Annotated in this window: 24 protein-coding genes and 5 tRNA genes; 18 read left to right on the top strand and 11 right to left on the bottom strand. The window is 73.2% G+C overall.

Translation table 11 applies throughout. The features are described from left to right. Positions 1-43 precede the first annotated feature (43 nt). Positions 44-541, top strand: a complete 498-nt coding sequence (locus ACH4ZX_RS23060; protein ID WP_398275725.1) for a GNAT family N-acetyltransferase — start codon at positions 44-46, stop codon at positions 539-541. On the opposite strand, the gene ACH4ZX_RS23055 is transcribed toward ACH4ZX_RS23060, so the two are convergent. After that, positions 531-947 (bottom strand): hypothetical protein, encoded by a 417-nt coding sequence (locus tag ACH4ZX_RS23055; protein ID WP_398275722.1) that lies wholly within the window; start codon positions 945-947, stop codon positions 531-533. The two genes, ACH4ZX_RS23060 and ACH4ZX_RS23055, sit on opposite strands and share 11 nt — an antisense overlap. A 1-nt stretch (position 948) precedes the next feature. Continuing rightward, complete coding sequence (locus ACH4ZX_RS23050; protein ID WP_324788676.1) at positions 949-1,308, bottom strand: hypothetical protein; 360 nt, start codon at positions 1,306-1,308, stop codon at positions 949-951. Positions 1,309-1,849: 541 nt separating this feature from the next. Between ACH4ZX_RS23050 and ACH4ZX_RS23045 the strand changes: the two genes are divergently transcribed. From ACH4ZX_RS23045 to ACH4ZX_RS23010, 8 genes are all read left to right on the top strand, one after another. Then, a complete protein-coding gene (locus ACH4ZX_RS23045; protein WP_398275719.1) occupies positions 1,850-2,893 on the top strand; it encodes a methionine ABC transporter ATP-binding protein in 1,044 nt (347 codons plus the stop codon). Further along, a complete protein-coding gene (locus tag ACH4ZX_RS23040; protein ID WP_398275716.1) occupies positions 2,890-3,615 on the top strand; it encodes a methionine ABC transporter permease in 726 nt (241 codons plus the stop codon). The genes ACH4ZX_RS23045 and ACH4ZX_RS23040 overlap by 4 nt, the downstream gene beginning before the upstream one ends. Positions 3,616-3,707: 92 nt before the next feature. Then, on the top strand, positions 3,708-4,538 hold the full coding sequence (locus ACH4ZX_RS23035) for a MetQ/NlpA family ABC transporter substrate-binding protein (RefSeq protein ID WP_398275713.1): 831 nt from the start codon (positions 3,708-3,710) through the stop codon (positions 4,536-4,538). Between the two features lie 154 nt (positions 4,539-4,692). Next, positions 4,693-5,331, top strand: a complete 639-nt coding sequence (locus ACH4ZX_RS23030) for a GNAT family N-acetyltransferase (protein WP_398275710.1) — start codon at positions 4,693-4,695, stop codon at positions 5,329-5,331. 107 nt (positions 5,332-5,438) lie between these two features. Next, positions 5,439-6,653, top strand: coding sequence for a precorrin-6y C5,15-methyltransferase (decarboxylating) subunit CbiE (cbiE, locus tag ACH4ZX_RS23025; protein ID WP_398275707.1), 1,215 nt, complete (start codon positions 5,439-5,441; stop codon positions 6,651-6,653). 389 nt (positions 6,654-7,042) lie between these two features. Further along, entirely contained in the window at positions 7,043-10,810 is a 3,768-nt protein-coding gene (cobT, locus tag ACH4ZX_RS23020; protein ID WP_398275704.1) for a nicotinate-nucleotide--dimethylbenzimidazole phosphoribosyltransferase, read from the top strand. A gap of 168 nt (positions 10,811-10,978) precedes the next feature. Beyond that, the gene (gene cobA, locus ACH4ZX_RS23015; protein ID WP_398275701.1) at positions 10,979-12,205 is read left to right on the top strand and encodes a uroporphyrinogen-III C-methyltransferase; all 1,227 of its coding nucleotides are present in this window, start codon (positions 10,979-10,981) and stop codon (positions 12,203-12,205) included. Between the two features lie 75 nt (positions 12,206-12,280). Continuing rightward, complete coding sequence (locus ACH4ZX_RS23010; RefSeq protein WP_398275698.1) at positions 12,281-13,099, top strand: TrmH family RNA methyltransferase; 819 nt, start codon at positions 12,281-12,283, stop codon at positions 13,097-13,099. A 30-nt stretch (positions 13,100-13,129) separates the two neighbouring features. On the opposite strand, the gene ACH4ZX_RS23005 is transcribed toward ACH4ZX_RS23010, so the two are convergent. Beyond that, positions 13,130-14,491: a protein kinase gene (locus tag ACH4ZX_RS23005; protein WP_398275819.1), complete on the bottom strand. Its 1,362-nt coding sequence runs from the start codon at positions 14,489-14,491 to the stop codon at positions 13,130-13,132. 196 nt (positions 14,492-14,687) lie between these two features. On the opposite strand from ACH4ZX_RS23005, the gene ACH4ZX_RS23000 reads away from it, so the two are divergent. From ACH4ZX_RS23000 to ACH4ZX_RS22985, 4 genes are all read left to right on the top strand, one after another. Beyond that, complete coding sequence (locus tag ACH4ZX_RS23000; protein WP_360756399.1) at positions 14,688-14,963, top strand: hypothetical protein; 276 nt, start codon at positions 14,688-14,690, stop codon at positions 14,961-14,963. A gap of 197 nt (positions 14,964-15,160) precedes the next feature. Further along, positions 15,161-15,355 (top strand): hypothetical protein, encoded by a 195-nt coding sequence (locus ACH4ZX_RS22995; RefSeq protein WP_360756397.1) that lies wholly within the window; start codon positions 15,161-15,163, stop codon positions 15,353-15,355. 274 nt (positions 15,356-15,629) lie between these two features. Beyond that, positions 15,630-16,541: a phosphotransferase gene (locus ACH4ZX_RS22990; RefSeq protein ID WP_398275694.1), complete on the top strand. Its 912-nt coding sequence runs from the start codon at positions 15,630-15,632 to the stop codon at positions 16,539-16,541. A gap of 73 nt (positions 16,542-16,614) precedes the next feature. Next, the gene (locus ACH4ZX_RS22985; protein WP_360756394.1) at positions 16,615-16,908 is read left to right on the top strand and encodes a zf-TFIIB domain-containing protein; all 294 of its coding nucleotides are present in this window, start codon (positions 16,615-16,617) and stop codon (positions 16,906-16,908) included. 67 nt (positions 16,909-16,975) lie between these two features. On the opposite strand, the gene ACH4ZX_RS22980 is transcribed toward ACH4ZX_RS22985, so the two are convergent. From ACH4ZX_RS22980 to ACH4ZX_RS22960, 5 genes are all read right to left on the bottom strand, one after another. Then, positions 16,976-17,047: transfer RNA gene (locus ACH4ZX_RS22980), tRNA-Val, on the bottom strand. A 23-nt stretch (positions 17,048-17,070) separates the two neighbouring features. After that, positions 17,071-17,142 (bottom strand) — tRNA-Val (locus ACH4ZX_RS22975). 19 nt (positions 17,143-17,161) lie between these two features. Further along, a tRNA-Val gene (locus ACH4ZX_RS22970) sits at positions 17,162-17,233 on the bottom strand. Position 17,234: 1 nt separating this feature from the next. Beyond that, positions 17,235-17,308 (bottom strand) — tRNA-Cys (locus tag ACH4ZX_RS22965). Between the two features lie 38 nt (positions 17,309-17,346). After that, positions 17,347-17,419, bottom strand: a tRNA-Gly gene (locus ACH4ZX_RS22960). A gap of 143 nt (positions 17,420-17,562) precedes the next feature. Here ACH4ZX_RS22960 and ACH4ZX_RS22955 point away from each other — a divergent pair. From ACH4ZX_RS22955 to ACH4ZX_RS22945, 3 genes are read left to right on the top strand one after another with little or no spacing between them, the layout of a single operon-like run. Further along, positions 17,563-18,606, top strand: coding sequence for a chorismate-binding protein (locus ACH4ZX_RS22955; protein WP_398275691.1), 1,044 nt, complete (start codon positions 17,563-17,565; stop codon positions 18,604-18,606). Further along, on the top strand, positions 18,603-19,424 hold the full coding sequence (locus tag ACH4ZX_RS22950; protein WP_398275688.1) for an aminotransferase class IV: 822 nt from the start codon (positions 18,603-18,605) through the stop codon (positions 19,422-19,424). Before ACH4ZX_RS22955 ends, ACH4ZX_RS22950 begins: the two co-directional genes overlap by 4 nt. 54 nt (positions 19,425-19,478) lie before the next feature. Continuing rightward, a complete protein-coding gene (locus tag ACH4ZX_RS22945; RefSeq protein ID WP_398275685.1) occupies positions 19,479-20,303 on the top strand; it encodes a GNAT family N-acetyltransferase in 825 nt (274 codons plus the stop codon). Positions 20,304-20,325: 22 nt separating this feature from the next. On the opposite strand, the gene ACH4ZX_RS22940 is transcribed toward ACH4ZX_RS22945, so the two are convergent. Then, complete coding sequence (locus tag ACH4ZX_RS22940) at positions 20,326-20,850, bottom strand: DsbA family protein (protein WP_398275682.1); 525 nt, start codon at positions 20,848-20,850, stop codon at positions 20,326-20,328. 206 nt (positions 20,851-21,056) lie between these two features. On the opposite strand from ACH4ZX_RS22940, the gene ACH4ZX_RS22935 reads away from it, so the two are divergent. Both ACH4ZX_RS22935 and ACH4ZX_RS22930 read left to right on the top strand, forming a co-directional pair. Then, complete coding sequence (locus ACH4ZX_RS22935; protein ID WP_398275816.1) at positions 21,057-21,500, top strand: hypothetical protein; 444 nt, start codon at positions 21,057-21,059, stop codon at positions 21,498-21,500. 154 nt (positions 21,501-21,654) lie between these two features. Continuing rightward, the gene (locus ACH4ZX_RS22930) at positions 21,655-21,810 is read left to right on the top strand and encodes a hypothetical protein (RefSeq protein ID WP_360756377.1); all 156 of its coding nucleotides are present in this window, start codon (positions 21,655-21,657) and stop codon (positions 21,808-21,810) included. Positions 21,811-21,876: 66 nt separating this feature from the next. Here ACH4ZX_RS22930 and ACH4ZX_RS22925 read toward each other — a convergent pair whose 3' ends face one another. Both ACH4ZX_RS22925 and ACH4ZX_RS22920 read right to left on the bottom strand, forming a co-directional pair. Then, a complete protein-coding gene (locus ACH4ZX_RS22925) occupies positions 21,877-22,437 on the bottom strand; it encodes a CGNR zinc finger domain-containing protein (protein WP_398275679.1) in 561 nt (186 codons plus the stop codon). A gap of 228 nt (positions 22,438-22,665) precedes the next feature. Continuing rightward, on the bottom strand, positions 22,666-23,079 hold the full coding sequence (locus ACH4ZX_RS22920) for an SsgA family sporulation/cell division regulator (protein ID WP_004002642.1): 414 nt from the start codon (positions 23,077-23,079) through the stop codon (positions 22,666-22,668). Between the last annotated feature and the right edge of the window lie 19 nt (positions 23,080-23,098).

Raw genomic sequence — 23,098 nt, 5'->3', positions numbered from 1 at the left:
GTGAGGGACGACCGGCGATCAGGTGAGCGGGAGGCGTGCGCACATGGGCATGAGCGTGACCATCTCGGTGGCGACCGAGCAGGACGCGGAGCAGATCTTCAAGCTCCAGTACCTGTGCTTCCAGGGCGAGGCGGCCCTGTACGGCAACTACCGCATCGACCCGCTCGTCCAGAGCCTCGACTCGGTCCGCCAGGAGGTGGCCGCGGACTGCGTGTACGTGGCCCGGCTCGGCGACGAGGTGGTCGGCTCGGTACGCGGACGCGTCCTGGAGGACGGCTCCGCCTCCATCGGCAGGCTCTGCGTCCACCCCCGCCTCCAGGGCCACGGCATCGGCGCGCGCCTGCTGCGGGCCGCGGAGTCGGCGCTCGCCGAGGAGCGCGGCGCGACGAGGTTCCGCCTGTTCACCGGCCACCGCAGCGAGGGCAACCTGCGCCTGTACCGCCGGGTCGGCTACGAGACCGTGGGCACGTCCGAGGGCGCGGACGGCGTCCCGATGATCGTCCTGGAGAAGCCGGCCGGGACGTACGCCGCTACGGCGTGACGGCCCGGCTGCGGCGCAGCCAGTACAGCGCGGACAGCGGCAGCAGCACCGGGATGAAGACGTACCCCATGCCGTAGTCCGACCAGACCGTCGCGTCCGGGAACGCCGACGGCTCGACCAGGGTCCAGGTGCCCACGATCAGTACACCCGCGAGTTCGGCGGCGCAGCACACCTGCGCCGCCCGGCGGGCCCGCTCGCCGCCGCGCACCAGGGAGTACGTGATGAACCCGTACACCACGCCGGCCACCGCCGACAGGGAGTAGGCGAGCGGCGCCCGGTCGAACTCGGTGGCGATCTGGTACGCCGAGCGCGACACCGCGCCGACCACCATCACGCCGTAGAACCAGACCAGCAGCATGCCGGGCCCGCTGATGAGCCGCTTCGGCTTGTCGTCCACGGTGGTCATCTCAGCCTCCCCAGATGTCGTACAGCCGCACCTCGAGAACGGCGAGGACGACGGCGCCCGCGGCCACCGTCACCGATCCCCACCGGGTGCGCTCCGCCAGCGACATGAAGCCCGCCGCCGGAACGCAGGCGAAGGCGCCGATCAGGTACGCCACGAAGATCGTCGTGCCCTGCTCCGGCTTCTCGCCCCGCGCCAGCTGCACGACGCCGATCACCAGTTGCGCCACGGCCAGCAGCGACACCACGGCCATGCCGATGAAGTGCCAGTCCTTCGTCGGCTGGTCCCGGTACGCGGCCCAGCCGCACCAGGCGGCGAGCAACAGCGCGGCGACGCCGGTCACGAGCGTCAGGGCATCAAGCATGCAGCGACCTTATTACGGCCGATGACCCCTGCCGCGGCCGCCCCCGCCCGGCTCCGGCCGGGCCGCGCCGCCGCCCCGGCCACCGTGGCGTCGACCACAGCCCGCCAGCCGCACGGAGTCGGCGATGGGCCGGCCGTGCGGCACCTGCCGGCCTCGTTCTCGCAGGTCACCGGCGGGGGAGTGGCGATCCCCGGCCACGGCCGATGGGTGTCCACCGGTGTCCAGCATGCGGACACCGGTGCCGTGTCAGGACCGTACGCGTGTTTTACTGATCGCATGACCACGACGAGCTGCCGCATTCCTGCGACCGAGGCGACCATGACGCCCGGTGCTCGTCGTATGTGTCGAATGTGCGCCTGCTAGAAGGCCCCCGCAGCGCCCCGGCCGCGTCGGACGACCGACGCGGGACCGAGCCTCGACGCGCACATGCCGTTCTCCCCGGTTCTCTCGCCAGCGCGAGAACCGTGTCGCGTCCCTGAACGAATGCACCCGTGCCCGGGCACACCCACGCCCGCGCACTCGACAGTGACGGAAAACCCCAGTGATCACCACATCGGGCCTGACCAAGGTCTACCGGTCCCACGGCTCACCCGGCCGTGAGGTCACCGCCCTCGACGGCGTCGACCTGCATGTGCGCGAGGGCGAGGTGTACGGCGTCATCGGCCAGTCCGGCGCCGGCAAGTCCTCGCTCATCCGCTGCGTCAACCTGCTGGAGCGGCCCACCGCCGGGACGGTGACCGTCGCCGGACAGGACCTCACCGCCCTCGCCGGCCGCGGCCCGCGCGCCGGCCGGGAGCTGCGGCGGGCGCGCAGCCGGATCGGCATGGTCTTCCAGCACTTCAACCTGCTGTCCTCGCGGACCGTCCGGGACAACGTCGAGCTGCCGCTGGAGATCCTCGGCAGGCCGGCCCGGGAACGCTCCCGCAGGGCGCTGGAACTGCTGGACCTGGTGGGCCTCGCCGACAAGGCGAAGTCCTACCCCGCCCAGCTCTCCGGCGGCCAGAAGCAGCGCGTCGGCATCGCCCGCGCCCTGGCCGGCGACCCCGAGGTGCTGCTCTCCGACGAGGCCACCAGCGCCCTCGACCCGGAGACCACCCGCTCGATCCTCCAGCTGCTGCGCGACCTCAACCGGCAGCTGGGCCTGACCGTCCTGCTCATCACGCACGAGATGGACGTGGTCAAGAGCGTCTGCGACTCGGCCGCGCTGATGGAGCGGGGACGCATCGTCGAGTCCGGGACGGTCAGCGAACTGCTCGCGACGCCCGGCTCCCAGCTGGCCTCCGCGCTCTTCCCGGTGGGCGGCGAGGCGTCCGGGCCGGACCGCACGGTCCTCGACGTCACCTTCCCCGGCGAGGCCGCGACCCAGCCGGTCGTCTCCCGGCTCGCGCGCACCTACAACATCGACATATCGATCCTCGGCGCCGCCGTCGACACCGTCGGCGGCCTGCAGATCGGCCGCATGCGCATCGAACTGCCCGGCCGCTACGAGGACAACGTCGTGCCGATCGGCTTCCTGCGCGAACAGGGCCTGCACATCGACGTGCCGGCCGAACAGACCACGCTGGTGAAGGACGGTGCCGAGTGACCTGGGCCGAGATGCAGCCGCTGCTGTCGCAGGCGTGTTGGGACACCCTCTACATGGTCGGCTGGTCCACGATCGTCGCCGTCGTCGGCGGACTCCCGCTCGGCATCCTGCTCGTCCTCACGGACAACGGCGGACTGCTGCAGAACGTCGTCGCCAACAAGGTCATCGGCCAGGTCGTCAACGTCGCCCGCTCGATGCCGTTCATCATCCTGATGGTCGCGCTGATGGGCTTCACCCGGACCGTCACCGGCACGACCATCGGCCGCGAGGCCGCCATCGTGCCACTGGCCGTCGGCGCCATCCCCTTCTTCGCCCGCCTCGTCGAGACGGCCGTCCGCGAGGTGGACGGCGGGCTCGTGGAGGCCGTGCAGGCGATGGGCGGCAACACCTGGACCGTCGTGCGCAAGGTGCTCGTACCGGAGTCCCTGCCGTCCCTGATCTCCTCCACCACCACCACGGTCGTCGCCCTCATCGGCTACTCCGCCATGGCCGGCACGGTCGGCGCCGGAGGCCTCGGCGACATCGCCATCCGCTACGGCTACCAGCGCTTCGAGACCGGGCTCATGTGGATCACCGTCGCGATCCTCGCCGTCGTCATCTCGCTCATCCAGTTCGCCGGCGACTACGCGGCCCGTTCCCTGCACCGCCGGGGCGGCCGCTCGGGCCCCGCGCCGAAACTCCGGCTGCTGAAGTCCCGGACCGCGGCGGGCGAGACCGCCTGAGTACCCCGGGCACCCCGGCCACCCCCAAGAGCCACCGAGAACCCCCGTCCACCCCGACGGGACAGCTCCACCCAAAAGGAAAGGCACTTTTCGTGCGCACCACCGCCAAGATCACCACCGCCGTCCTCGCCGCCGCAGCCCTCACCTTCGGGATCACCGCCTGCGGCTCGGACAAGGACTCCGGCTCCTCCGACGGCAGCGGACCGCTGGTCGTCGCCGCGAGCCCCACCCCGCACGCCGAGATCCTCACCTACGTCAGGGACCACCTGGCGAAGAAGGCGGGCCTCGACCTGGAGGTCAAGGAGTTCACCGACTACGTCACGCCGAACACGGCGACCGAGGACGGCGACGTGGACGCCAACTACTTCCAGAACCAGCCCTACCTCGACGACTTCAACAAGAAGAACGGCACCCACATCGTGCCCGTCGTCACCGTGCACCTGGAGCCGCTCGGCCTGTACTCCCACAAGGTCAAGAGCGCCGACGCCCTCAAGAGCGGCGCGACCGTCGCCGTCCCCAACGACACGGTCAACGAGGCGCGGGCCCTGAAGCTGCTCGCCGCGGGCGGGCTCATCACCCTCAAGGACGGCGTGGGCAACGAGGCGACCCCCTCCGACATCACCGAGAACCCGAAGAACCTCAAGTTCAAGGAGCTGGAGGCGGCCCAGACCCCGCGCTCCCTGGACGACGTCGACGCGGCGGTGGTCAACGGCAACTACGCCATCGAGGCCGGCCTCAGGCCGTCCGCGGACGCCCTCGTGCTGGAGTCCGCGAAGGACAACCCCTACGGCAACTTCCTCGCCGTCAAGAAGGGCAACGAGAACGACCCGCGCGTGCGGAAGCTCGCGAAGCTCCTCACCTCCGCCGAGGTCAAGAAGTTCATCGAGGACAAGTACGACGGCTCGGTCATCGCGTCCTTCTGAGCCGGCGCGCGGACAACTCGCCCGCACCGACGGGGTTCGCTCCATCGCCCGGAGTGAACCCCACGGTGCGGTTCAGTGCTTTCATGCTGCATGCTGGGCAGTTCGACAGGCCCTGACGGTTCTCGAATCCATTCCGACGTCTACGGAGCGGCGCATGACTGGCACCTTCCCCAACATCTCCATCAGCACGGAGCGGTTGGTGCTGCGTCCCCTCGACGAGGACGACGTGCCCGCACTCGCCGAGATGATGAACGACGAGCAGGTCGGAGCCTGGACCGACGTTCCCCAGCCCTACACCGAGGACATGGCCCGCGACTGGGTCACCGCGCGGGCGCGGGCCGAACGGGAGACGGGCCGCGGACTCGACCTCGCCGTCACCGAGTTCCTCACCCAGCGGCTGGTCGGCGTGATCCGGCTGGCGAAGACCAACTGGCACGTGCGCTCGACCGAACTGTCGTACATCATCGCTCCCTGGGCCCGCGGCGAGGGCTACGCCTCGGAGGCCGCGCTCGCCACCGCCCAATGGCTGCTCGGCGGCCAGAAGTTCGAGCGCATCGAGCTGCGCACGGCCGCCGACAACACCGCCTCCCAGCAGGTCGCCCAGAAGATCGGCTGCATCAGCGAGGGCGTCCTGCGCGGCGCCTGCATAGCGCGCGTCCGCGCGGCGGACGGCACCTGGAGCGACGTGCGCACCGACTACATCGTGTGGAGCCTGCTGCCCGAGGACCTCGACGGCGCCGGTGAACAACTGGCCGACACCGGCGGTTTCACCGCGTACCCCGACTGGAACTGAACTCAGGGGGCGGCCATGCCGTCGCCACCCCGCGCGATCCACCGGATACCCTCACGGAGCCCGCCCCGGGCTGCCCGATCACGAGAAACCCCTGGAGACTGACGACGATGGCCGACCGCGTCACGGTGATCGGCTGGGACGGCTCGCCGCTGACCGCGGCGGCGCGCGCGGCCCTGGGCGCCGCCACCCTGGTGGCCGGTGCCGCGCACCACCTGGCGCTCCCCGAGGTGCCGCCCGCCGCCGAGCGCATCCGTCTCGGCAGCCTCGGCCTCGCCGCCCGCCGCATCGCCGCCCACCGCGGCACGGCGGTGGTGTTCGCCGACGGCGACCCCGGCTTCTTCGGCGTCGTACGGACCCTGCGCGCGCCCGAGTTCGGCCTGGAGGTCGAAGTCGTCCCCGCCGTCTCCTCCGTGGCCGCGGCTTTCGCCCGGGCCGGCATGCCCTGGGACGACGCACAGGTTGTCGTCGCACACCGCCGCACCCTGCGACGCGCGGTGAATGTGTGCCGAGCTCACACCAAGGTCGCCGTCCTCACCTCGCCGGGCGCCGGCCCCGCCGAACTCGGACTCCTCCTCGACGGCGTCCACCGCACCTTCGTCATCTGCGAGGAACTCGGCACCGACCGCGAACAGGTCTCCGTCGTCACCTCCGACAAGGCGGCCGACCACACCTGGCGCGACCCGAACGTCGTCATCGTCATCGGCGGCCCCGTCCAGCCCGGCGCCCCCGCGGAGGGCGGCTGGCTCGCCGGACGCGACCCCGGCGCCGGCCCGCGCGGCTGGACGCAGCCCGGCGAGACCTACGGCCCGCTCGGCGAGGGCGAGACGGACCTGCTGCGCGCGGCCCAGCTGGCCCGCCTCGGCCCGCGCGTCGGCGACCTGGTGTGGGACATCGGCTGCGGCAGCGGCGCCTTCGCCGCCGAGGCCGCGCGGGCCGGCGCCGCCGTCATCGCCGTCGACCGGGACGTGGAGGCGTGCGGCCGCACCGAGATCGCCGCCCGCCGCTTCGGCGTCCAGCCGCAGATCGTGCACGGCACTGCCCCGCACGTCCTGGAGAGGCTTCCCGAGCCGGACGTCGTGCGCGTCGGCGGCGGGGGAGCGGCCGTGGTCTCCGCGGTCGCCGACCGCCGCCCGCAGCGCATCGTCACGCACGCGGCGACCCGCGACGCCGCCGAACTCGTCGGCCGCGACCTGACCGAGCACGGATACCAGGTCGAGTGCGCCCTCCTGCAGTCCCTGGAACTCGACACCCGGGCCTGGACGGAGACGGAGCGCAGTGTGGCGTTCCTGCTCAGCGGCGTGCTCCCCGATCGCGCCCCGTGACTCCGCTCCCGTCCCAGTGATCCTGTTTTCCGCCCTCCCGGTGATCCTGTAGTCGCACCATGCGCGGTAGGCTGGCCGACCGTTGTACCGCACCGTGCGGCCCGGCGTTTCGTTCGTCAATGTCCGGAAAACGCGCCCCGTTTGGGGTGGGTGTGGTACGGCAGAACCGGAGGACGCGCAACGTGGCGCAGTCCACAGCGGGCTGTCGCGGATCACGCTGTCGCGACGGGGGAACGGCCGCGACAATGCCAATCAATGGCTTTGTCGTCTTTGTGGACAGGCTGTTCGTGCCGCTGGGCACGCACGCTCGTTCTTCACTGCGGGACGGTCGGTGCGCCGTCCCCGGTGAGCTGGTCGTAGAAGCACTAACCGATGGGCGAGGGGTACGCATGACCGACACCGGCCAGGTCCCGGGCGAGGGACTGCCGGAGAACGCAGGCATGGTGGAGCAGCCGGGCGTACCCGTGCACGGCTCGTACACCTACCTCTCCGAGACCACCGCCCAGGACGAAGACCTGTTGCTGCTGCCGGGCGCCCAGGGCGCGTGGGGCAACGAGGTCGCCCCGCCCGCGCCGGAACCGGTCATCGAGGCCGTGCACGAGCCCGGCCCGCACGAGACGGACGGCCGGGACACCGGCTCGGTCGACCTCGGCGGAGTGCGCCTGCCCGACCCGGCGCCGTCGGCGCCCGTCGCGCCGCGCCGCCCGCTGCACCTCGGCCCGCCCATCCCCGACGCATCCACCAGCCCGGTCCGCTCCCTGGCCGACCGCGGCCCCGCCGGCGCGCCGGTGCGGCAGCCCGCCCCGTCCGTGCCGGCCGCCCCCGAGTACCTCGACGCCCACCAGTCGGCCCCGCAGGGTGCGACGCCCTGGGGGGCTCCGCCGCAGACCGCGGCGCAGGTTCCGGTGGCCGTGGGAGCGGTGACCGCCGAAACGGTTGGCCCGGCGAGCGGGCATTTCCCGGTGCCGACACCGGCGCCGGCGGTCGAGGCCCAGGCGCAGGCGCAGGCCCAGGTGCAGGCGCAGGACGGCACGTACGGCGCACCGGCTCCGGTGAGCGCGCCCCCCGTCGTCGCGGAGGGCGGCCTCCCGACCGGGGCTCCCGACGCGGGCGCCCCGGACGCTGCCGCTCCCGCCCCCGCGCCCGCGCCCGTCATGGACGGCGCCGTGCCCGCTGACGGCGGTGTCGCCGCGGAGGCTGCCGCTGCGGCGTTCGAGGGCGCGCCCGTCGCCGTACCGGCCGACCCCGGGCACGCGCCCGTCGCCGACGCCGCCCCCGAGGCGGGGCCGGCGCCCGAGACGGAACCGATGCCAGAAACGGCCGCTGCGGAGACGGTCGTTCAGGAAGTGGTCGCTCCGGAGGGAGGCGCTCCCGAGGTGGTCGCTGCCGAGGTGGTCGCTCCGGAGGCCGTCACCGCGGAGGCGGGCGCTCCGGAGGCGGTCGCCGCCGAGGCCGTTCAGGCCGCCGAGCCCGTGGCTCCCGTGGCTGAGGACGCCCCCGCCGTCCACCCCGACCCGGTACAGCCCGCGACCGCCGTACCCGTCGTGGACGCCCCCGTCGCCGAGCAGGCGATCCAGGAGCAGGCCGTCCCGGAGCAGGCCGTCCCGGAGCAGGCTGTCCAGGAGCAGGCGATCCAGGAACAGGTGATCCCGGCGCAGGCCGAGCAGATGATCCCCGGCGCCCAGCCGGTCGTCGCGGCCGCCGTTGCGCAGCCCGCCGCCGAACCGCTCGCCGCGGAGCCGGCCCCGGCCGTCCCGGGCGCGGACCCGGCCGCCGCGGCCCTCGCGCCGGAGGCGCCGCAGCCCCCGTACGAGGCTCCGGCCGCCGACGCCGTGGCCTCGGTGCCTCCGGCGGACCCGGCCGCGAGCCCGCAGCAGCCCCTCGCCGAAAGCGTCGAGAGCGTCGAGAGCGTCGAGACCGTCGAGACCGTTGCCGAGGACGCGGCGAACCCGGCCGGGCCGCAGCCCGCGCCGCCCGTCGGCATCCCGGCCACCCCGGCGCCGCAGCCGACGGCCGTCGCACCGGCCGGCCCGCAGATCCAGTCCGCCGACGTGCCTGCCGACGTGCCCGCCGACCCGGCCGCCGTCCCTGTCCCCGTCGCCGAGCCCGTCGTCGCCGAGCCCGGTCAGGGCGAGGCCGCCGCCCTCCCGTCGGCTCTCCCGGACCAGCCCCTCCCGGACCAGCCCCTCGGGCAGTTCGTCCCCGTCGAGGGCTCGGTGCCCACCGCCCCGAACCTCGCGCCGGCCCCGCCGCAGGCCGTCGCCCTCCCCACGGAGGAAGGACAGGCCGCCGAGCCCGTCGCGCCCGTCCCCGCCCCGCCGGAGTCCGGTCCCGAACCCGTGCGGAACGGGGAGGACCCGGAGGCCCGGGCCGCCGGCCAGGAAGAGGACGGCACGGCCGCGACGCCGGCCCGCCAGTCCACCGGCCCGGCCGCGCCCCCCTACGACGACGCCGAGCGCGAGGCCGTGCTGAAGGTCATGCGCGAGCGCCGCGACATCCGCAACGGCTTCCGCAGCGACCCGATCCCGCACGAGGTGCTGCTGCGCGTCCTGGAGGCCGCGCACACCGCCCCGTCCGTCGGACACTCCCAGCCGTGGGACTTCGTCGTCATCCGCTCGTCGGAGACCCGCCGCAGCATGCACGAACTGGCCATGCGCCAGCGGGAGGCGTACGCCAAGTCGCTGCCGAAGGGCCGGGCGAAGCAGTTCAAGGAACTGAAGATCGAGGCCATCCTCGACACCCCGGTCAACATCGTCGTCACCGCCGACCCCACCCGCGGCGGCCGCCACACCCTCGGCCGGCACACCCAGCCGCAGATGGCGCCGTACTCCGCCGCGCTCGCCGTCGAGAACCTCTGGCTCGCCGCCCGCGCCGAGGGCCTCGGCGTCGGCTGGGTCAGCTTCTTCGACGAGCGCGAGATGGTCCGCGCCCTCGGCCTGCCCGAGCACCTGGAGGTCATCGCCTACCTGTGCGTCGGGTACGTCGACGAGTTCCCGGACGAGCCCGAGCTGATGCAGGCCGGCTGGTCCAAGCGCCGCCCGCTGTCCTGGGTGGTGCACGAGGAGACGTACGGCCGCCGCGCCCTGCCCGGCGAGGAGCCGCACGACCTGCTCGCCGAGACCGTCGCCCAGATCCGCCCGCTGGACGCCAAGGCGCTCGGCGAGGCGTGGGAGCGGCAGAAGCGCATGACCAAGCCGGCCGGCGCGCTCGGCATGCTGGAGATCATCTCCGCGCAGCTGTCCGGCCTGTCCCGGCAGTGCCCGCCGCCGATCCCGGAGCCCGCGGCCGTCGCCATCTTCGCCGGCGACCACGGCGTGCACGCCCAGGGCGTCACCCCCTGGCCGCAGGAGGTCACCGCCCAGATGGTGGCCAACTTCCTCGGCGGCGGCGCGGTCTGCAACGCCTTCGCAGGCCAGGTGGGCGCCGAGGTCTGCATCGTCGACGTGGGCGTCGCCGCCGACCTGCCCGCCACGCCGGGCCTGCTGCCGCGCAAGGTCCGTGCCGGCACCTCCGACATGACCGCCGGCCCGGCGATGACCCGCGAGGAGGCCAAGCGGGCCATCGAGGTCGGCATCGAGACGGCCCGCGACCTGGTGGCGGCCGGCAACAAGGCGCTGCTGACCGGCGAGATGGGCATCGCGAACACCACCGCGTCGGCGGCCCTCATCTCGGTCTTCACCGGCGCCGACCCGGCCGAGGTGACGGGCCGCGGCACCGGCATCAACGACGAGACCCTCGCCCGCAAGACCGAGGTCGTCCGCCGCGCCCTCGAACTGCACCAGCCGGACCCGGCCGACCCCATCGGCGTCCTCGCCGCGATCGGCGGGTTCGAGCACGCCGCCATGGTCGGCCTGCTCCTGGGCGGCGCCTCCCTGCGTACGCCGGTGATCCTCGACGGCGTCAGCGCCGGCGCCGCCGCGCTGGTGGCCCGCGCGATCGCCCCCGAGGTCCTCGCGGCCTGCATCGCGGGCCACCGCAGCGCCGAGCCGGGCCACGTCGCGGCGCTCAACAAGCTGGGCCTGCGCCCCCTGGTCGACCTCGACCTCCGCCTCGGCGAGGGCACCGGCGCCCTGCTGGCCCTGCCGCTGGTGCAGAGCACGGCCCGGGCGATGCACGAGGTTGCCACGTTCGACTCGGCGGGCGTCACCGAGAAGTAGACCGCGGCGGATCCGGGGACCGGGGCGGGGTGAGCAAGCACACCGTCGCGCCACCCCGCCCCGGCCGTACGCTGAGACGCACCCAGTGCCCCACTAGAATCCGCACGTCAGGGCAGCTCCAGAGCCGTAGCGCCCACCGCCCCGCCCGGACGAGGAGCCGCACCTTCCATGGCCGAACACCCCGCCTACCCCGTAGGCCTCCGCCTCACCGGCCGCAAAGTGGTCGTGCTCGGCGGCGGCCAGGTCGCCCAGCGACGCCTGCCGGCCCTCGTCGCCGCGGGCGCGAACGTCCTTCTGGTGTCGCCCGGGGCGACCCCGTCCGTCGAGGCGATGGCGGACGCCGGCGAGATCACCTGGGAGCGGCGGCCGTACGCCGACGGCGACCTCGCGGACGCCTGGTACGCCCTGATCGCCACCAGCGACCCGGCCGCCAACACCGCCGCGTCCGCCGAGGCCGAGCGGCACCGCGTGTGGTGCGTGCGCTCCGACGACGCCGACCTGGCCACGGCGTGGACCCCGGCCACCGGCCACAGTGAGGGCGTCACGGTCGCCGTCCTCACCACCGACGCGCGCGACCGCGACCCCCGCCGCACCGCCGCCATCCGCGACGCGGTCGTCGAGGGCCTGCGCGACGGCACCCTCGTCGCCCCGCACCACCGCACCCGCACCCCCGGCGTCGCCCTCGTCGGCGGCGGCCCCGGCCACCCGGACCTGATCACGGTCCGCGGCCGCCGGCTGCTCGCCGAGGCCGACGTCGTCATCGCCGACCGGCTCGGCCCGCGCGACCTCCTCGCCGAACTCCCGCCGCACGTCGAGGTGATCGACGCGGCGAAGATCCCCTACGGCCGCTACATGGCCCAGGAGGCCATCAACAACGCGATCATCGAGCACGCCAAGCAGGGCAAGGCCGTCGTCCGGCTCAAGGGCGGCGACCCCTTCGTCTTCGGCCGCGGCATGGAGGAGGCCCAGGCGCTGGTCGAGGCGGGCATCCCCTACACGGTGGTCCCCGGCATCTCCAGTTCCATCTCGGTGCCGGGCGCGGCCGGCATCCCCGTCACCCACCGCGGCGTCGCCCACGAGTTCACGGTGGTCAGCGGCCATGTCGCCCCCGACGACGAGCGCTCCCTGGTCGACTGGGCGTCGCTGGCCAAGCTGACCGGCACCCTCGTGATCCTCATGGGCGTCGACAAGATCGGGAAGATCGCCGAGACGCTGGTGGCGCACGGCAAGTCACCCGACACCCCGGTCGCACTGGTCCAGGAGGGCACCACCGCCGCGCAGCGCCGCGTCGACGCGACCCTCGCCACGGTCGCCGAGACCGTACGCGCCGAGGACGTGCGGCCGCCCGCGGTCATCGTCGTGGGCGAGGTCGTGAACGTGGGCCCCGAAGCCTGATCCCGAGTAACCCCGGGTAACACAACCCGTTCCCAGCCGTTGGCACCGCTCCCAGGAGAAGGCAGTATCACCCCTGTGGCCGATCTCATCACCGTTGAGGACCCCGCCGACCCGCGCCTGCGCGACTACACGGGCCTGACCGACGTCGAGTTGCGCCGCAAGCGCGAACCCGCCGAGGGCCTGTTCATCGCCGAGGGCGAGAAGGTCATCAGACGGGCCAAGGAAGCGGGCTACGAGATGCGCTCGATGCTGCTGTCGGCGAAGTGGATCGACGTCATGCGCGATGTCATCGACGAACTCCCCGCACCCGTCTACGCCGTCAGCCCCGAACTCGCCGAGCAGGTCACCGGTTACCACGTCCATCGCGGGGCGCTCGCGTCCATGCAGCGCAAGCCGCTGCCGACGGCGGCCGACCTGCTGCAGACCGCGCGCCGGGTCGTCGTCATGGAGTCGGTCAACGACCACACCAACATCGGCGCGATCTTCCGCTCCGCCGCCGCCCTCGGCATGGACGCCGTCCTGCTCTCCCCGGACTGCGCCGACCCCCTCTACCGTCGCAGCGTCAAGGTCTCCATGGGCGCGGTCTTCTCGGTGCCGTACGCCCGCCTGGACACCTGGCCCAAGGGCCTGGAGTCGGTCCGCGAGGCCGGCTTCACGCTCCTCGCCCTCACCCCGGACGAGAAGGCCAGGACCCTCGACGAGGCCGCCCCGCACACGATGGACCGGGTCGCCCTGATGCTCGGCGCCGAGGGCGACGGCCTGTCCACCCAGGCGCTGGTGGCCGCCGACGAGTGGGTCCGCATCCCCATGTCCCACGGGGTGGACTCCCTCAACGTCGGCGCCGCGGCCGCGGTCGCCTTCTACGCGGTGGCCACGGGCCGTCCCATGGCGTGACCCGGCGGAACCCGCCGGGGTGGTGACCGGCTAACTCGACGGGTCGCGGCCCGGTTCCGGGTGCCGCTGTTGCTGTTGCTGCTGTACGACGCCGTCGCCGCCCAGCCCCCGCGACGGTCCCTGGCAGCCCTGCGCCGCGGCGATGCCGAGCGCCACCAGCAGCGTCACGACGACGAACACGACCAGCCGCTGTCGCAGCAGCCGCGGGTTCGCCGGGCGGCGTCCCGTTCCGGTGTTCCTGGGCGCCGGGCGGCCGGCGCCGCTGCGCGGGCCGGGCCGGCCTCCGCCGCCGGGGCCGGGGCCGCGGCGCTGGGCGGGCGTCGGCCGGCCACCGGTCCGCGGGGACGTCGCGGGACCGCCGCGCGAGGCGCTGCCGCCCCGCGACGGCACCCCGCCGCGGGCCGGCGTGGCGCCCCTGGAACCGGAAGCGGCGCCACGCGGGGGAGGGGTCCCCTGCGGTTGCCGCAGTGTGCGCTGCGGCTCCGGGTAGGTGTCGGCGAGCCGTCCGGTGGGCCGGTCCGCCTCACCGCTGCGCGGGGCGGGCGGGCGCACGTCGGTGAGCACGTGCGCCTCGCGGGCGGCGATCTCCTTCAGCCGCAGCGACAGCTGGAGTGTGCTGGGCCGCTCCTCCGGATCCTTCGCCAGGCACGCGCGCACGAGCGGGGCCAGCGCATCCGGGACGCCGTGCAGCTGCGGCTCCTCGTGCACCACGCGGTACAGCATCACCTCGGAACTGCCGTGCCCGAAGGGGGAGTCGGACGTCGACGCGTACGCCAGCGTGGCACCGAGCGCGAACACGTCGGTGGCGGGCGTCACCGCGGCGCCGCGCACCTGCTCCGGCGCGAGGAAGCCGGGCGAGCCGACGGCCGTGCCGACGTGCGTGAGGGTGGAGGCGCCCGTCGCCCAGGCGATGCCGAAGTCGATGATCCGCGGCCCCTTCGGGGACAGCAGGATGTTGGACGGTTTCAGGTCCCGGTGGACCACGCCGGCCTCGTGGACGGCGACCAGGCCCTCCGACAGGGCCGCCCCGATCGAGGCGACCTCCGCCGCGCCCAGCGGCCCCTCGTCGGCGACCTTGTCGTGCAGGCTCGGGCCGGGGACGTACTGCGTCGCGAACCACGGCCGGTCCGCCTCCAGATCGGCGGCCACGAGCCGTGCCGTGCAGCCGCCGCGGATGCGCCGGGCCGCCGAGACCTCGCGGGCGAAGCGCGAGCGGAACTCCTGGTCCTCCGCCAGGTCCGGCCGGATGACCTTCAGCGCGACCCGCTGGCCCTTCTTGTCGGACCCCAGGTACACCACGCCCATACCGCCCGCGCCGAGCCGTCTGTGAAGCCTGAACGAGCCGACGACGCGCGGGTCCTCGCGCCTCAGGCGCATCATCGCCATGTTCATCCCCGCTGCCCGGTCCGTATGACGTGCCACAGCTTACGTTTCCACGGCCGCCCGCGCGCAGAGGCCGCGCCCTCCGGCGGGGACGGATTGTCAGTGGCGGGTGGAACACTTGAAGAGTGCTCAGGGACGCGCCGGACGGCGGGGGTTCGCCCTGCCGGTACGTCCAACCGCCCGAGAAGGATGGGGGATTGGGTCCATGAAGGGTGATCGCGTGGAGATCGTCGTGGATGCCGGGGACACGACGCGGACGTACGAGGTGGTCGCGAGCCGGGCCGGTCGCCGGGTGGAGACGGCGGTGCGCCGGGGCGTGGTCGAAGTGAGCGAAGTCACCCGGAACGGATCGGTGGTGCGAACCGCGCGGTTCATGGCGAACCGGGTGCTGGCCCTGGTCGAGCAGCCGGTGCCGCGGGAGGACGGCTCGGAAAAGGCGGGGCACACCGGGCGCCCCCTCCGGGAAGACCCCGAGTCGTAGGTCCCCGTCTCCACCCAGGGGAGTACTCGGCAGGTCACGGCTCATCCTCGGGGAGGCCCGGCAATCGGTACGAGGGCATGACGTGCGGTGCGGGCCGGACGCCTAGATTTGAGGTCAAGCGGCGGGTGCAGCACTCGTCCCCCGAGGTCAGACACCCGCCGCTGCCACGACAACCGAGAACGGTCGGGAGAGGGACCATGGCCCACACGGCACCGCGGACACTGCTCCGCACGCAGGGACGCTTCGGGCGTCCGCGCCGCACGGGCCGCCGCCACCCCCTGGTGGCGACGCTCATGGCCCTTCCCCTGGCGGCGCTGCTGCTCCTCGTCTTCGACGGCTGGGAGACAGTGGCCACACAAGCGTCGTCCGTGGGTGTGATGCTGGGGCGCTGAGCGGCGACCCCAGGCCCGGAAGAGCGGTCCGGGCGGGGACATCCACCCATGAAACCCCGTGGGGACGGGGGTGCGGCGGACGGCACAAATGCCGGCGCAGCTGGGGAGCTGCGCCGGCATTGCTCTTTCTGTGCGGCGGTTGACCAAAGTGCCCGCCGCGGCCCGTGCGGGGCCGACGGCGGCATGCGCCGCGCCCGCGGCGTGCGGGGGGCCGGAGACGCGCGGCTCTCGCGTGCGTACGCTCGGCGCAGATCCGCACGCACCCAGGAGAACCGTGACCGACCTTGCCGAGCTCGCCGCGCTCGCCGTGCGGGCTGCCCACGCGGGTGCGCCGGCCTGCTGCCGCGGGGACACGGTGACGCTGGCCGACCGTGGAGACGCGACCGTCGTGCGTCACGGCGGCGTCGTCGCCAAGGCCCATGCGGTGGACGCCGGAGACGGTCTGGCGGTTCGTCTCGGCGTGGCCGCCCGGCTCACCGGAGTGCTGCTGCCGCCGCTCGGGCCGGATCCCGTGGAACTGCACGGGCGGCCGGTGACCTTCTGGCCGTACGGGCGTCCCGTGGACCCGGACGACCCCGACGCCGCCCCGTGGGAGGCGGTGGCCACGCTCCTCGCCCGGCTGCACCGGGTGTCCGCGCGGGGCCTGCCCGTCATGCGCGGTCCCGCCAAGGCCGCGCGGGCCGTCGGGCGGCTGGCCGCCGTCTCGCATCCCGCGGTGGCGCCGGTGCTGCGGGCCTGGGGGCGCCTTCCGGCCTGGGCGCGGGCCGAGGCCCCCATGCCGGACACGGGCGCCCTCTGCCACGGCGACCTCCATCTCGGTCAGCTCGTCCGGCACGAGGGGGCGTGGCTGCTGATCGACGTCGACGATCTGGGCGGGGGCGTCGCGGCGTGGGACCTGGCGCGGCCCGCGGCCTGGTACGCCTGCGGGTTGCTGTCCGGCGAGGAGTGGGGGCGCTTCCTGGCCGCCTACCGCCTGGCCGGCGGTCCCGCCGTGCCGGCCGACGGCGACCCGTGGGACGCCCTGGACGTGCCGGCCCGTGCCCTGACGGTGCAGACCGCGGCCCGCGCCGTCGCCAAGGCCGTGGCGGAGGACCGCCCCCTGGACGAGGTGGAGGTGTGCACGGTCGACGCCTGTGCCCGGATCAGTGACCTCCCGCCGGAGCCCGTTCACGGAAACCCGACGTAAGGTGCAACCGACCGGAGCCGGACGGAGTCTGTCCTGGCGATACGCGAACCACGGGCGAGGAGTTGAGCCGACGATGCAGTGTCCGAAGTGCCATGCGCCGATGCACACGTACAACCGCAACGGCGTCCAGATCGAGCAGTGCAGCGGCTGCCGCGGGATCTTTCTCGACTACGGCGAGCTGGAGGCCCTGACCCGCCTGGAGTCCCAGTGGTCCCAGCCGGCGCCGCCGCCCCCGGCCGCCCCGCAGGCGTACCCGGCCGCTCCTGCCTGGGGCGCCCCGCACGGTGGCGGGCACGGCGGCGGGCACGGGCACTACGGCGGCCACCACCGTCACAAGAGCTTCGGCCACATGCTGTTCTCGAGCTGACACTCGAGCCGCCCTTGAGCTCGACCACGAAGAAGCCCCCGGCCGCTGGGACGGGGGCTTCGGTGCGTGGACGATACTGGGATTGAACCAGTGACCTCTTCCGTGTCAGGGAAGCGCTCTCCCGCTGAGCTAATCGTCCTTCATGATCCGAAGATCACTGCGTGCGCGATACTGGGATTGAACCAGTGACCTCTTCCGTGTCAGGGAAGCGCTCTCCCGCTGAGCTAATCGCGCGGGGGATCCGAAGATCCAGTGGACGATACTGGGATTGAACCAGTGACCTCTTCCGTGTCAGGGAAGCGCTCTCCCGCTGAGCTAATCGTCCTTGGAGGTGGAGACGGGATTTGAACCCGTGTAGACGGCTTTGCAGGCCGTTGCCTCGCCTCTCGGCCACTCCACCAGGAGTGCAGGGGGTCGGGAGATCCCCTCGTTCCTTCGAGCGGACGACGAGGCTCGAACTCGCGACCTCAACCTTGGCAAGGTTGCGCTCTACCAACTGAGCTACGTCCGCCTGTCGTTTCGGTACGCTCTCGCGTCCCGGCGACGTGTTGAACTCTAGCGGATTCCCCGGCCAGCACAAAAACGCGTTTGTGCAGCGTGCTGCGCTGCACCTGGTCAGGGCCCGTCGACGGACCCGCGCCCTACACTCGACGGGTGCTCGACCTGCCTCCTCTCGCCCGGTTCGGCGACCGACTCGCCACCGGGCTCCTCGACGTCACCGACGATCCCGCGGCCCTGGACTCCGGCGGCTTCTGGGCCGTCTGCGCCGACTTCGAGGGCCGTCTGACCTGCGCCCGCTTCCGCGACGTGCGACGCGAACCGGTGCCCGCCCCGGTGCCGGGCGCGTGGCGGGGGCCGCGGGCCGGCGACTGGTCCTCGTCGCTGGACCGCGCCGCGTACACCGCGGGCGTGCGGCGGATCCGGGAGCACATCGCGGCCGGCGAGGTCTACCAGGCGAACCTGTGCCGGGTGCTGTCCGCGCCGGTCGCCGCCGACGCCGACGTGGACGCCCTGAGCGCCCTGCTGGCGCGCGGCAATCCGGCGCCGTACGCAGGAACGATCCGGCTGCCGGGGCACGGGGTCGAGATCGCCACCGCCTCGCCCGAGTTGTTCCTGCGCCGGGACGGCCGGATCGTCGAGTCCGGCCCCATCAAGGGCACCGGGCGCACCGAGGCGGACCTCCTCGAGAAGGACCACGCCGAGAACGTGATGATCGTGGACCTGGTGCGCAACGACATCGGCCGGGTCTGCGCCACGGGCAGCGTGACGGTGCCCGACCTGTGCGCGGTCGAGAAGCATCCGGGGCTCGTCCACCTGGTGTCCACGGTGCGGGGCGAGCTGCGCGCGGACGCGGGCTGGCCCGAACTGCTCGGCGCCGCCTTCCCGCCCGGCTCGGTGACCGGCGCGCCCAAGTCGAGCGCCCTGCGCATCATCGACGCCCTGGAGACCGCGCCCCGCGGGCCGTACTGCGGCGGCGTCGGCTGGGTCGACGCCGACCGGGCCGTCGGCGAGCTCGCCGTGGGCATCCGCACCTTCTGGGCCGACCGCCACGAGGGCGTACTGCGATTCGGCACCGGCGCGGGCATCACCTGGGGCTCCGACCCCGAGGCGGAGTGGCGGGAGACCGAACTGAAGGCGGCGAGGCTGCTCGCGATAGCGTCGGGGGCGCACGACGTGAGGGAAGAGGGACTGACGTGAAGATCTGGCTCGACGGCGGGCTGCAGGACACCGACTCCGCCCGTGTCTCCGTCTTCGACCACGGGCTGACCGTGGGCGACGGCGTCTTCGAGACGGTGAAGGCCGTGGACGGCCGCCCGTTCGCGCTCACCCGGCACCTGGACAGGCTGACCCGGTCGGCGCGGGGCCTGGGGCTGCCCGACCCCGACCTGGACGAGGTCCGCCGCGCCTGCGCCGCCGTTCTCGAGGCCAACCCGATGCCGCTCGGCCGGCTGCGCATCACCTACACCGGCGGTCACGGCCCGCTGGGCTCGGACCGGGGGGAGCAGGGGCCGACCCTGGTGGTCGCCCTCGGCGAGACCGGCCGGCGCCCCGACTCCACCACCGTCGTCACCGTCCCGTGGACGCGCAACGAGCGCGGCGCGCTGACCGGGCTGAAGACCACCTCGTACGCGGAGAACGTCGTCGCCCTCGCCCGCGCCCACCGGGAGCACGCCTCCGAGGCGCTGTTCGCCAACACCGTCGGGCAGCTGTGCGAGGGCACCGGCTCCAACGTCTTCGTCGTCCTCGACGGCGAGATCCACACCCCGCCGCTCGCCTCCGGCTGCCTCGCGGGCATCACCCGCGAGCTGACCGTCGAGTGGACCGGCGCGAAGGAGACCGACCTGCCGATGGACGTCCTGCGGCGGGCGGACGAAATCTTCCTCACCTCCACCCTGCGCGACGTGCAGGCCGTGCACCGTGTCGACGACCGGGAACTCGCGGGCGCGCCGGGCCCGGTGACCGCCAAGGCGATGCGGATCTTCGACGAGCGGTCCGGCGCCGACCTGGATCCGTGAGCGTCCGCCGAAAATCGGCTGACGGGTGCCCGTACGCCGGGTAGAACTCCCCTGATGACCACGACCCTGCGGCCGACCGAGCCGCTTCAGCGTGCGGACGACGGAGCGCGTTCACGCCACTACCAGGTGTGCGTGAACAGCCGTCCCGTCGGAGCCCTGCACCTCGGCACCACCGCGGCCTTCGGCGACGCGGTGGCGCGGATACTGGACCTGCGCATCGAGGAACCGGACCGCCGCCGCGGCCGCGGCACGGTGGCCGCGCTCGCCGCCGAGGAGGTGGCGCGGGGATGGGGCAGCCGGCAGATCGAGGTGGCCGTCCCCGCCGGGGCCGAGGCCGCCCTGCGGCTGGTCGAGGCCCTCGGCTACGTCCCACGCAGCCGGGGCATGGAGAAGCGGCTCGGCCGCACGCCGCCCGCACTGCCCGCCGGCAGCCTGGCACGGCCCATGACCGGGGCCGAGTTCGAGGAATGGCTCACCCACCAGACGGAGGACTACGCGCGCGTCTGGATCGAGCGGGGCGTGCCCGAGCGGGCGGCGCACGCGAAGTCACGGCACGACCACGAGACCCTGCTGCCGCGGGGAATGGCCACCGACGGGATGCGCCTCAGCGTGCTCGAGCACGAGGGGACCCGGGTGGGCACGCTGTGGGTCGCCCTCCAGGACGAGAACGCCTTCGTCTTCGACGTCGAGGTCGAGGAGGCCCACCGCGGGCACGGACACGGCCGTACGCTCATGCTCCTCGCGGAGCAACAGGCGATCGCCGCGGGCAAGGGCGTCCTGGGACTGAACGTCTTCGCCGGGAACACCCCGGCCGAGCGACTCTACGAGTCGCTCGGCTACGAGACGACGCGGTACTCCCTCTACAAGACCCTGCTCTGACCGCGGGAACCTGCTCCGAAACTCAGTCCTGAGCGGCCAGCAGCCGGTCCGCGATCTCCTCGATCCGCTCGCGCAGCCCTTCCTGGCTCTTGCCGCCGTCCAGGCGCTCCCCGCCGATGACGTACGTCGGAGTGCCGGTCACGCCGATCGCCTTGCCCTCGGCCTGATCGGCGTCGACGATCAGGATGTGCCGGCCGTCGATCAGCGCGGTGTCGAACTCCTCGGCGTCGAGACCGAGTTCGCGGGCCACCTCGACCAGGAAGGGTTCTCCCGCACGGGTCAGCTCCGCCACCCGGCCGAGCACCGCCTCGACGTAGGGCCAGCCCCGCCCCTGCGTCAGGGCCTCCTCCGCGGCCTGCGCGGCGGCGAAGGCGTGCTGGTGCTTCTCCAGCGGGAAGTGGCGCAGCCGCACCTCCAGCCGGTCGCCGTAGCGGGCCCGCAGAGCGCGCAGGTCCTCCAGGGCGGTGCGGCAGTCGGGGCACTGGAGTTCGCACCAGACGTCGAGAACAACGGGCGCGGCGGGAGATGCGGGGGAGGTGTCGCTCATGGCCGACAGTCTCCCAGCCCGGACGCCGGCGACCCAACCGGGCCCTTACGGGGCGGCGGGCGGCAGGGCCACGTCCGGCACCCGCGGAGGAGCCGACCCGGAGATCTCCCTGATGTCCCGTCGGAGCATGGCCCGGCGGGGTTCGGACGGTGCAGGATGGAAGGGACGAAGTGCCCCGCCCGACCGAGCCCCGCCTGGAGGACCGGATGATTGCCGAGACCGTCTGTTCCGCCGCCTCCGCGGCCGGTTTGGGCATCGCGGCGGTGACGGCGTACCGCAAGCGCTTCCTCGCGGCCGCCCGCATCGCCGCATACGCGCTCGTGCCCGTCGCTCTGGTGATGACCGGCATCGTGGACTGGGTGGCGGACACCGCGTTCAGCCCCACCGCCTGGGCCGGCTTCGGGCTGCTCGGCGCCTCCTGGCTGCTGTTCGCGTCCACGCGCGCCGTGGAGCGGCGCCGGGGCGGCACGCGCAAGGAGCGCAGGGAGGCCAGGGCCGCGCAGCGGCGCGAGACGGCCGCTCCGGAGGCGTCCGCACCGTCCCTGGGACCGTCGACGCGCCCGGTCGCCAGGCCCGCGAGCGCGCCCCGCACGAATTCCGCGGACGACTTCAGCGACATCGAGGCCATCCTCAAGAAGCACGGCATATGACCCGGCCATGACGACCTGAACGACACAGTGGATCAGCGTCGTGTCCTGAAGTGATCACGCTCGTACCGGACATCACGGAATTCGGCGAACTGCCGGTCTTTTCGGGCGTGTTGATCGCGTCGAGGGTCTGGTCTGCGCCATCATCGGCCGCGAGATGCTGGACACGAAACAGAGCGATGCCGCGCCTCCGTCTCAGGACGAGCCGCGCGGATGCCTCTTCGCCCTTTCCCAGCCACCGCTGATGATCTTCCTTGCGGTGATCGGGTGTCTGCTGCTCATGGCTTCGTTGCACGACCTGCTGTTGCTGTGAGCCGTACCCGTGGCCCCCGGCGCCACCCGCCGGGGACCACGTCGACGCCGATGTCCGGTTCCGCAGTCAGCCCGCGGCCTCCTTGCGCCGGGCGCGGTAGGCGGCCACGTGCAGGCGGTTGCCGCAGGTGCGGCTGTCGCAGTAACGGCGCGACCGGTTGCGGGAGAGGTCGACGAAGGCGCGCCGGCAGTCGGGTGCCTCGCAGCGCCGCAGCCGTTCCTGCTCCCCGGCCACCACGAAGAACGCCAGCGCCATCCCGCAGTCGGCCGCCAGGTGATCGGCGACGGACGCGCCGGGGGCGAAGTAGTGCACATGCCAGTCGTAGCCGTCGTGGTCCGTCAGGCGGGGAGTGGTGCCCGCCGCGGCGACCAGCTCGTTGATCAGCCCCGCGGCCGTCCGCGCGTCAGGGGCCCCGAAGACCGCCGTGAACCGGTCGCGGATCCGGCGCACCGCCGAGAGGTCCAGCTCCGAGAGCACTCCGACATCGCTGATCTCGTGGTTTCGTACGAAATCCTCGAGGGCCGCGACATCGGGCAGCGCGTCCGGGGTCGCGTCCTCCTCCGGCGCGGTGTTCACCAGATCCACCACGGTGTCCAGCGCGCACCGGGTGTCGTGGGTGATCAGCACGTTTCGCTCCCTGCCGTGGCGGTCGGTCGGGTGTGGGACCCGCCTGATGCTGGCCGATGGTAGTGGCTCGGGAGCGTGCCGTACCGGTCCGGTGCCGTGGCGACGCGCGCGCCGGCGCCGTCCCGCGGCGAAAACGCGGCGACGGCGTCGGTGTGCACCCTATGTGGTTGTCCTGGCCCGTTCCGTCACCCCGAGTCGACGGCGCCGGGCGGCTTGTGAGGGTCTCGTCTAGCTTTCCGCCAGGATGTGGGACAGCTCCTGGTCGAGGTCGAAGTGGCGGTGTTCCGTGCCGGGAGGCACGGCGGCGTCCGTACGCTTCAGGAAGGACTCCAGCGCCCGTGCCGGGGCCTCCAGCAGGGCCTCGCCCTCCGGAGAGCTCAGGGCGATGCACACGACGCCCTGACCGTGACTGCGCGACGGCCAGACACGTACGTCGCCGGTGCCCGTGGGCCGGTGAAGGCCTTCCGCGAGGAGGTCGCGGGCGAACACCCACTCGACGGTCTCCTCGGCTCCGGTGTGGAAGGTGGCGTGCACGGCGTAGGGGTCGGCCGTGTCGTACCGCAGGCCTGCGGGGACAGGCAGGGAGGACTCGCTCGACACAACGAGGCGCAGGTGCAGCTCGCAGCTGACCGTGGTGTTCATAAGCGCCAGGGCCTTTCGC

The sequence above is a fragment of the Streptomyces sp. NPDC020490 genome (assembly GCF_044335305.1).
Classification (GTDB): Bacteria; Actinomycetota; Actinomycetes; order Streptomycetales; family Streptomycetaceae; genus Streptomyces.
Note: the sequence above shows the minus strand (reverse complement) of the source record. Positions and strands in the feature narration are given on the sequence as shown.